Below are 9,760 nucleotides of genomic sequence, written 5' to 3' on the forward strand. Positions count from 1 at the left end.
AGGCTTGAGCTTCTCAATATTGCTGTTCAATTGTTAAGGTTGAATAAAATAACAAGAATGAATCTGGATGGGGTTGTAAATAAACTGTCGCAGATAAAGACACCAGAAAAATTGCAACAAAAACACAGGCTCGGAGTTACATCAGAAAATTTGTGGGATACTTTATCTTAATATTTCATCAGAATATCTCTGAATAGGGGTTTCAGGAATAAGAGAGTTGAATGCAAACCTTAGTAAAATGAGGAAGTTATTCTGGGACAAATCCTTAATAGCATTGATGACTCCAGGTAGAGCGCGTGGTTTTCAGACTTTTTTAAGTCCCGCTTCGAGCCTGATCATGTCCGACAAATAACTTCCGGGTCTCTTTCTCAATGGCTTTCTGTAATCCTTCCAGCAGATGAATCCAGAATTATTTACAGGCTCAGAACAATAGCTGTCAGCTTTTCAAAAAGCAGCTTCTTGCTCGTAACCGATAAATCCCCACTGACAAGGGATTGCATAAACAGGGTTTTCATTGGATGGAATGTCTGGTTCGACTTAAGACAGTCAGCAATCAGTTTTAATATTTCTTCGCTGATGATTTTGATCTCTAGTCTTGTTTCAGTAATTGATTTGACGGTTTCCGGAATATTTCCCTTTACTTGCCATTGCTTTCGATAATTATCCTGAATCTCTTTTGCCACCACCATCTGGGCCTCAATAAATGCATGGCAGCCAATAGTTGGGTCTCTACTTTCAAGGCGCCCAGTGGAGCGGAGGCGACGCCACTCTTTTGTGGGGTATGGATGCAATCTTGTGCTTTTACGACACTTTCCACTTTTATCGGAAACAGAGCCTGCACGGCAGGTATCCCAATCGATGCCATATTTGTGGGCCAACTTCTTCGTACCTGCCAAGACTCTTTTTTCCTGTTCAAGATCCTCAGTGGGTTTTTTATTTGTGGCTTTCCAGGCAGCCACCTCCTCCATCAGGGTAAGTCGTTCATTGATCTTAACAAACAAACTGCTTATCTGACCTTCGCCAGCAGCGGTGGGCCTTACAGCGTTTAATTCAACGGTAACCCCGGTAATCCCACGATTCAGCAGGTCTTTGTGCTGGTCATCGCTGTCAGCATTCCGAGGTATATTGATTTTAGTAGCCAGTTCAGGACTTTGCGGGTGACGGGGAGGCTCAGAGGCTGAAGCCGCCAGACTCCCATCGTGATTAAAGTTCGTACCTATAGGAGGGGTCATATTTATTTTTAATCCTTATGTATTTTCCCTTATTAATAGCACATCAGGGATTCGACAGGACTAACAGCCTGGTCAGTGCTGCTGACCGGATATTTGCAATGGTGTTTTTCAATCCTGAAATAAGCTGGACAAGCGCATAAGCCAGTGGATATAACTCGAACCATAGCGCATGGTTTCAATGGGTTTGACATGTTGGGTCGAACGGAGTGAACCCCAACAATTTTACCGATGATTGCCGATAGTTTGTTGGGGCTCGCATTCGCTCGATCCAACCTTGCCACTGAAAATTTAATGAATAGAGGCAACCTCTATTCAAATGATGTGGTTTTCATTTTCTCCAGCGTTTGAATGTGGGACTGGAGAGTACTGAGTAGAATGGAAGAGTCCCGAAAGAGTGTTTTCTCTTCATAAGTTTCATCTTCAATACCCAGTTCAGCCTGGTCATGTCCGATAAATAACTCCCGGGTTTCTTTCTCAATGGCTTTCTGCAATCCTTCCAGGAGATGAATGGTATCGTTGATACGGCTGGTATGCTGCACCTTTTCCCGCTGGATGGAAGGGTGAGCATCCTGCAGACGGTGGATAAGGTCAGAAGCGTAGGTTACGCCCTGTTTCAGTGGCCTTAATGCTTCTTTGAGGTTGGCTGGCTTCTGGCTTACCAGCCTTTCTGTAAGGGGTTTTACTTCCGGGCGTGTGAAATCTTCACTGGATAGTAAAGTCCTTTTTACATCCTGCTGCGAGATGATGCTTCGCTTCCTGACGCCAGAATTTGCCTGATTATTTTGTTGTGCCGGGCTGCTGTCGAGACTGTCCTTTTTCATGAGTTTTTAATCCTGAATCAGAGATAAAAGATCTTCTTGAAAGCGTGTTTAATGCTTGGTTTTCAAGGTTTTCAAGGTTTTTATATTTTTATTCAAGGTGCCCAGGATTTTACTGGTTGTCTCGTACAGGGCTTTATTTTCGGGTGTTTCAGTAGTATCAAAGGCAGAGATTTCAGATTGATTGTGCTTCAGAATCACGTCCTTAAGTTCGTTTTGTATTGCTTTCTCTAGTCTTTCCATATGTTTTAATGTGTCTTTCATTTTTTTGGTATGGAGTTTCTTTTCTCTGCTGTCCGTTGGTGACTTGTTTTTCAGGTTTTCAACCTGTTTAGAGGTATGCTCGACACCTTGTTTAAACAGGTTGAGAACACTGTCCAGGTTATTGGGCTTAATGGCAGCCTGACGGCTGGCTAATGGTGTTGGTGCCGGACGAGAAGATCGTTCGGGATTTGATAAGTTTTTCCGGGGAGGGTAGGTGGTTATGCTGGTGCGGTTCAGAGCGCCAGGCTTGGAAGCCGTCAGATTCTGTGATTGTTCTGCTCCATTGGTTGAAGTATTCTGTGGCGGTGTAATACCGATATTGCCATTGATGTGTCCGGACATAAGCTTCGCCTGCTCGAATCCCTGAAACGGGTTCTTATAAATATCGTCAGGTTAAAGAGTGGCTGTATCTATTTTTTCCGAAATAACCAGAATGAAAAAATCTTGGTCATGGCGGGCATAACCGCCCATGTCATCAGGAGAACAGTGCACAGGCAACTCACCAGAATGGCCACAAAACGGGGCACGTCATTCGGTAAAAGCATGGAGATCAGGGGCGGGATAAATAGAATCAGCGGATAAATCGCCAGTAGAGTCACCAGAGCCATACGATATTTGGGTGGTTTTAGCAGAGGTGCATCGGGTGGTTCGAACCAGAATTCAATGCCTTCTATTTTCTCAGCCTGTCTGGACGCTACCAGTTCAGGCAGTTTATCAAGCCATTGCTGACGAGCTTCAGACTCTTCCCAGGCGGATAACGTGACATGATCCCGGAAACGGATCATGGAATGAACCGTATGATTATCTCCAGTGGGCGGTTTGATGTACTGGGTACCTTCATAGCCATCAAACTGCCGGGCGGCTTCACTGATGCCTTTTACCCAGATGCGATAATCCTCCAGCTTGCCGGGTTTTATGGTATTGGCAATCATCAGGGTGACCGGATCCGGGTTTTTAGCCATCAGTGTCCTCTTTCTATCAGCGGTTATTCTTGTCCACTATAGTACTGAATGCTTTTCTCTACGGCATCCACTACCGTTTGATAACCCGTGCACCGACACAGGTTACCGGCATGTTCTCGGCGGATGGTTTCACGGTTGATGTTATCAGCCTTGTTCTGACTATCTACCGGGTTCTGACTATCTACCTGGTTCTGACTATCTATCTGGTTCTGACAGCAGCCACCAGAACGGCTAATACCTTCCACATAAGAGGTGGTTTTCATCACCAGTCCGGGCGTACAGAAGCCACACTGAACGGCACCGGCATCCACATAAGCCTGCTGTACTGCTGACAGTTTGCCATTGACGGTCTCTCCCTCAATGGTGCGAATCGACCTCCCTTCGACCCGGATTGCCAGTGTGATGCAGCTATCTATGGGTACTTCGTCAATTAATACGGTGCAGGCACCGCATTCACCCACACCACAGCCTTCCTTGCAGCCGGTAAGGCCATGGCCGCGTAATGCTTCCAGCAGTGATTGACGAACATCGACCACCAGTTCCACTGGCTTGCCATTGAGCTGGCACTGAATAATCTGTTTCATAGCTGGCCTCCCGCACGAATAATGGCTTCGGTAACTACACGGTCTGCCAGGGTACGGATAATGTGCTCCCGGAAGTCTTTACTGGCTCGCCATGAGTTTCTTGGAGAGAGTTCCTCAAGCACCATAGCGGCAATATCCCTAATCAGCTTTCCGGAAACAGGCTGTCCGTTGACCTGCTCTTCAAGTACATGACAGCGTGTGGGTACGGGTGCGGCAACGGTATAAGCCAGACGCAGGCTTTGAATGCGATTTTCCTCAATACGACAGACCGCTGCACAGCCAATGGTGGCTATGTCCATGGCTTTGCGCATGGCGTATTTATAGAAATGGCTACCGGTATTCTGATGGTCTTCCTGATTGATGGAGAAGGTGGTCACGATTTCATCGGGTTCAAGATGAACCTTGCCAGGGCCGGCATAGAAATCTTCAACCGGTACTTCCCGGGTTCCGGACTGACTTTTCAGGGTAATCCTGGCATTAAATGCCAGCAGTGGTGCAGCACTGTCGGCACTGGTGGCACCGTTGCAGATATTGCCGCCCAGGGTTGCCATATTGCGAACCTGTGGCCCACCGATAGACGATGAACCTTCTACCAGTGCCGGCAGCAGGCTGTCGTTTTTCAGATAGTTAATCAGCTGGGTGAAGGTGACGCCGGAGCCGATCTGAAGTGTTCCGTCGGCGGTATGGTTTATCCAGGTCAGTTCATCCAGGTCATGGATGTCTATCAGGGAACTGAATCCAGATTTACCTTCACGAAGCCGTATAAGAACATCGGTTCCGCCGGCAATCAATTTTCTGCCGGGGTATTCAGCGAGTAGCGAGCAGGCGTGTTCAACGCTGCTGGCTCGATGGTATTGGTCAATGGGGAACATGCCCGGTCTCCATCCTTTAAATTAATTCTGCAGCACGGAATGCGGTGAATAATGCTTTAGGCGACATGGGCAGCTGATTCATGGCAACACCGGTAGCATCCAGAATGGCGTTACGAATGGCCGGTGCGACCGACAGCAGGGGCGGTTCACCCAATGATTTATTACCAAAGGCAGCTGTGGGCTCATGGGTCTCAACAAAGTCGCAGCTGATATCCGGTGAATCCATCATGGTGGCGATTTTGTAATCCAGCAGATTGTTGTTGTAGATCCAGCCGGTTTCCGGGTCTGCCAGCAGTTCCTCACTGAGCGCACCGGAAATACCCATGCCGACACCACCATAAACCTGCCCGGCCGCCAGATCCGGGTTGATGATTTTTCCGGAGTCGTGAATGTTACGAATGGCCAGAATGGTTAACTGGCAGAGGGCGATATCGATCTCCACTTCTACCAGGGTACAGCCGTAGGAATAGGCATTGGTGGTTACTTTGCGGGAAACTTCCGCCGTCAATTGTTGGCCACGGGTTTTGTGGTAGTAAGCATCCAGCGCGAGATCTTTCAGAGATAAAAGAACATTGTCGCTAGTATCAATCACCGCATCTTCAGATACGGTCAATTGATCAACAGCTATCTCCAGCATGCAGCTGGCATGTTCAAGAATACGCTGGCGGAGCAGGTCACCGGCTTCTGCCACCGCCTGACAGACCACATAGGTTTGTCGGGAGGCAAACGAGCCCGGGTCAAAGGGGGTGGTATCGGTATCCTGAGTGGAAACAACGCGAATAGCCGATACCGGGATGCCCAGTTTTTCTGCGGCCATCTGGGCAATAACGGTATCTGAGCCCTGGCCTATTTCTGTTGCGCCGATCTGAACGGTAACCCGACCATCCTGATTGAGAATCATCCGGGCTCCGGCAATTTCTACCGATGCCGGGTAGGTTCCGCTGCCATAGGAGAAGCAGGCAACACCCAGACCCCGGCGTATATTTCCGGTTTTGCAGGCACTATTAAAACGAGAATGATCCTGTTTTTTCTGATCCCAGAGAAACTGCTCGCGACCTTTGTGCAGGCATTCACGGATACCGGCGCTTTCAATCACTTTGCCGGTCAGTGGATTGGTATCTCCGGTTTGGGCAACGTTTTTCAGACGAAAATCAATGCTGTCCATACCCAGCTTTCTTGCCGCCTCTTCCATAATGGATTCAACGGCAAAGACAATCTGAGGAGAACCATAACCCCGCATGGCACCCGCAGAAGGCAGGTTTGAGTAGTGGGTAATCGCCTGATAGGAAATCGCTGCATTAGGGTAGAGTGGCACCACCTTGGAGCCCGCAGCCTTGGCGATGGAGTGGCCGTGAGAGGCATAACCACCGGTATTGGATGAGACATCCATGGCCAGAGCTTTTAAGGTACCGTCATTATTGACAGCACATTCTATATTGACCCGAAACGGGTGACGAATACGGGTACTGGTCAGGCACTCTTCCCGGGTCAGTTCCAGCATCACAGGAATACCGCCCAGCTGCTTTGTCAGAAAAGCAACCATAGGTTCAAGCACTACATCCTGCTTGTTACCAAAACCACCACCAATAGCAGGCTTGATCACCTGCACAGTGCTCATGGGAATATCCAGCGCCTGACTGACAATACGACGACAGATATGAGGTATCTGGGTGGAGGACATCACCACAATATGATCAGTGTCGTCCATATAGGCCCAGGCCACATGGTTTTCCATATGACAATGCTGAACCATCTGGGTCTGGAACTGGCCTTTCAGGATGGCATCTGCCGAGGCCAGTGCCGCCGGTACATCGCCGCACTGGTAGCTGTGTTCACCAACCCGGTTGCCACTGCCATCGTGCAGTTCTCTGGCGGTATCATCCAGGGCCTGCTCATGGTTCAGCAGTGCCGGATACTCTTCATAAGTGACCTTGATCTTTTTCAGCGCTTTGCTGGCAGTGAGCCCATCAACCGCCACCACAACGGCAATTTCATCACCGTGATAGCGAACATGCTCGGTGAGCAGAAGCCGGTCTTCTTTATCCCGGGCAGCCGGATCCAGATTAAAGGCATGGCCTGCGGTAGCGAACGGAACTTTGGGAATATCCGCAAAGGTAAATACCCCTTCGACACCGGGTAGCGCCAATGCTTCAGAGGTGTCGATAGACGTCACCTTTCCGTGGGCAATGGTGCTGTGAAGATATTTGGCAATGCGGATGCCGGGCAGGGTCAGGTCCGCAGTAAAACGACAGCGACCGGTTACCTTGGCTTTGGCATCCAGGCGCTCCTGAGAGAGACCAACAGACATAGTTTATTCCTGTTCTTTTCTGTTCCGTACTCGTTTCCACGGGGAACCGTGAGAACGATAGCCTATAAAAATGTCAGCTAACTAGTTCTGCCCTGTGTCATGGTTTCGTCGGGGAACGAGGTTAAGTTCAGCAAGTGATATCCCATGGACAGCAGGCATCAGAGAGATCTTACGATTAATGAGGTGATCTGCCTGATGGTAGTGGCATGAGCCGAAAGCTCAGGTACCGTTCTGCGAGGGACTGGCGGGGAAGTTCCGCCGGTCTTCTTTCCGGATGAAGGAACTTATTGCTGTAATTAGTGCTCTACCTTTAGACACTTCAATAGCGACAGTAAGGAATTAATGTCCCGAAATAAGTTCCGCATTTGACTGAGACTTGTTAAGGCCGTTATCCGTTGCCCGAAAAAGCCAAGGCAAAAAAGCCGGGTCTGCTTGTGCTTTTTCGGGCAACGGTCGTTGAAATGGGGAAGTTATTAAACTGCAGTTCCTAAATCCGTTTTTCGACCTGATAGAACAAGAGGTAGATATGAATAAAATAGGATCTTCAGTTGTTGCAGGATCAGGCACCGGAATAGTGGAGACAGAAGGCAATTCTACTGGCTGGTTTAATCAGCTGAAAGTTAAGGTGTGTGAGGTTGGTAACTATCTCCCGAACCCAGCCGGTTTTGTCAGGCAACACAGTACCCGGATAAAGGGGGCTATTTTATTGACAATGATTATAGTGCCAATGGTTCTTGTTCCTGGTATTGGTTTGCTTGCTCCTGCGCTCTCAACATCCGTTCGGAATAAACGGGAAGTGCCGCCATTACTCAATCCTGAAAATAATCTGACGCTAACCAGCCGTACCACAATGCACCCCGTAACAACTTTTGACGGGATTCCACATTCTCAGGCAGGTTTACCTGATACCGCAATGGCGCAATTAACGGAACCCGGTGTGAATGACCCGGTTAACTCCAACACTACGGAAGGAGAGTATTATGATGCTCAGGAAGACATATATTATGATGCCACGGCCACCCTGCAGACGGTTGATCCGTTACCGGAGGCTGACAACACCACCCAAAAGCATCAAGGGTCGGGCGAAATGCCTGAGATCATCAGGCTGGATATAAAGAGTGATATTAGTTCAGACAGTTTTGTTGATGGAATAAATAGGGATTATGTCTCAGGCATTGGTAGGTATGATGGTTCTAACATATTGATGCTACCGAAGGGTCCGTCTGAAAGCGCACAAGATAATATTAATTTCCGCAGGTCAGTCAGCTACGAAGTTCCGCAAAACAGGTCACTTAATATTGAACAGCCTTTCTACGTTCCCGGTGTTAAAGGGAATATTTCACTGACGCTTTTGAATAGTGATGCTGATGCCGGGCATAACAACGTCAGTTGCTCGATCATTAAAATGGTGAACGCCAATACGGGTACAGGTCAGCCTGCTGAAACGATGAAACAGCCATTGGAAGAGATATCCTCAGATAATACGCCTTCATGCTCTCTGGCCATTCCCGGGGATGTTAATGGTACCTTTGAATATTTTTCAGAATTCATCGATCAGGCCAGGCTGCCAACAACAACGAATATTACATTTAATACAGAAGTCATGCATCAAAATAGGCTTGAATTCATATTTTATACATCAGGAATATACGGTAGAGTTTTTACACAAAGGTATTATTTACATGACGATTACCATCAACGTGTTGAGTTTGACGTGAGGACTCGAGATAAATATACCTTCCGTGATAAAATGATCTTGGTTTCACTGAAAGAGTCTCCATATAGTTATAACCACAGGAATATTTCACGATGCGGGATAACAGACGCCATTGATGAAACAAACAGAACGAGACTGTTTACCACAGAAGAGCCATCAGATACTTCAAATAACACCCATTTTTATGTTGACGCAGGAGCTGATGACTACGGAAATGAGCCTTGGCAATCATTTTCACCAGTAAAACACTTCAGTATTGAATCCTATCATCGTGTATGCGTTTTTGAGTTCCCCCCTTATCCCCATAAAATAGATGAGGCTTCTCTTTATATCGATTCACAAGATGGCGAGCATATTCCCTTTACTGTACGTTATACGCTTTCCCATCCTGGAATTCCCGATGTAGAAAATATACCTCACACGAGCAGGCCAGATTTCAATGATAAGCCCTCTTCTGAGCCCTCTTCTGAGCCCTCTTCCGAGTCATCTTCTGAAACCAGGTCTAACCGTTTGATATATTCATTAGCTGGAGTAGGATTTGCTGGCGTTTCAATGGCGGTGTTGACCGCATGTAAATTGCACAGGGCTGGTAAGCTGAGATACCACACGCTTACAAATGCATCTTCAGAGTTTTCTATGGATAACTTGGACTTTAATAATGTTTAGTCCGGATATGTCATAAATGCTGAATCTCGTTCCTATGGGAAACCTTGGGAACGAGGGTGTTTACCAGCTCATGGCTATTTAGCAAAATAGTCGTAAACCCTCGCCTTCAGGCCTTTAGGCTTTTAGGCCCTCGGGTCCTTGAGTCCTCGGGTCCAAACGGGCGGGGATATAAGACGGGAACGCGGCGAGCGTTCCGCTTGTGTATTTCTTGTCATGGTCTGGAGTCTCTCCAGATTTATCAGTAAAACAGTCGTTGACGATAATCAGTCGATGACTGTTTTACAGTGCTACAAGTTATTACAAAATAACCGAGGGGCACCCGGTTACTGCTGATGGA

General features: G+C 47.7%; 8 protein-coding genes. 1 reads left to right on the forward strand and 7 read right to left on the reverse strand.

Features of this window, described 5'->3' with window-relative positions:
• Positions 1-413 precede the first annotated feature (413 nt).
• The 7 genes from RM811_RS07410 to xdhA all read right to left on the reverse strand — a co-directional run bounded on the left by RM811_RS07410 (position 414) and on the right by xdhA (position 7,040).
• Positions 414-1,232: a hypothetical protein gene (locus RM811_RS07410; RefSeq protein ID WP_402522432.1), complete on the reverse strand. Its 819-nt coding sequence runs from the start codon at positions 1,230-1,232 to the stop codon at positions 414-416.
• A 308-nt stretch (positions 1,233-1,540) separates the two neighbouring features.
• Positions 1,541-2,053: a hypothetical protein gene (locus RM811_RS07415; protein ID WP_402522434.1), complete on the reverse strand. Its 513-nt coding sequence runs from the start codon at positions 2,051-2,053 to the stop codon at positions 1,541-1,543.
• 48 nt (positions 2,054-2,101) lie between these two features.
• Complete coding sequence (locus tag RM811_RS07420; protein ID WP_402522436.1) at positions 2,102-2,656, reverse strand: hypothetical protein; 555 nt, start codon at positions 2,654-2,656, stop codon at positions 2,102-2,104.
• Between the two features lie 68 nt (positions 2,657-2,724).
• Positions 2,725-3,276 carry an antibiotic biosynthesis monooxygenase gene (locus tag RM811_RS07425; RefSeq protein WP_402522439.1) on the reverse strand — a complete coding sequence of 184 codons (552 nt, stop codon included), beginning with the start codon at positions 3,274-3,276 and terminating at the stop codon, positions 2,725-2,727.
• 23 nt (positions 3,277-3,299) lie between these two features.
• On the reverse strand, positions 3,300-3,860 hold the full coding sequence (locus RM811_RS07430; protein ID WP_402522441.1) for a (2Fe-2S)-binding protein: 561 nt from the start codon (positions 3,858-3,860) through the stop codon (positions 3,300-3,302).
• Complete coding sequence (gene xdhB / locus RM811_RS07435; RefSeq protein ID WP_402522443.1) at positions 3,857-4,732, reverse strand: xanthine dehydrogenase subunit XdhB; 876 nt, start codon at positions 4,730-4,732, stop codon at positions 3,857-3,859. Before xdhB ends, RM811_RS07430 begins: the two co-directional genes overlap by 4 nt.
• A gap of 16 nt (positions 4,733-4,748) precedes the next feature.
• On the reverse strand, positions 4,749-7,040 hold the full coding sequence (gene xdhA / locus RM811_RS07440) for a xanthine dehydrogenase subunit XdhA (protein ID WP_402522446.1): 2,292 nt from the start codon (positions 7,038-7,040) through the stop codon (positions 4,749-4,751).
• Between the two features lie 937 nt (positions 7,041-7,977).
• Between xdhA and RM811_RS07445 the strand changes: the two genes are divergently transcribed.
• Positions 7,978-9,423: a hypothetical protein gene (locus RM811_RS07445; RefSeq protein WP_402522449.1), complete on the forward strand. Its 1,446-nt coding sequence runs from the start codon at positions 7,978-7,980 to the stop codon at positions 9,421-9,423.
• Positions 9,424-9,760: the final 337 nt, after the last annotated feature.

Origin of the sequence: Endozoicomonas sp., assembly GCF_031844845.1 — a bacterium.
Taxonomy (GTDB): Bacteria; Pseudomonadota; Gammaproteobacteria; order Pseudomonadales; family Endozoicomonadaceae; genus Endozoicomonas.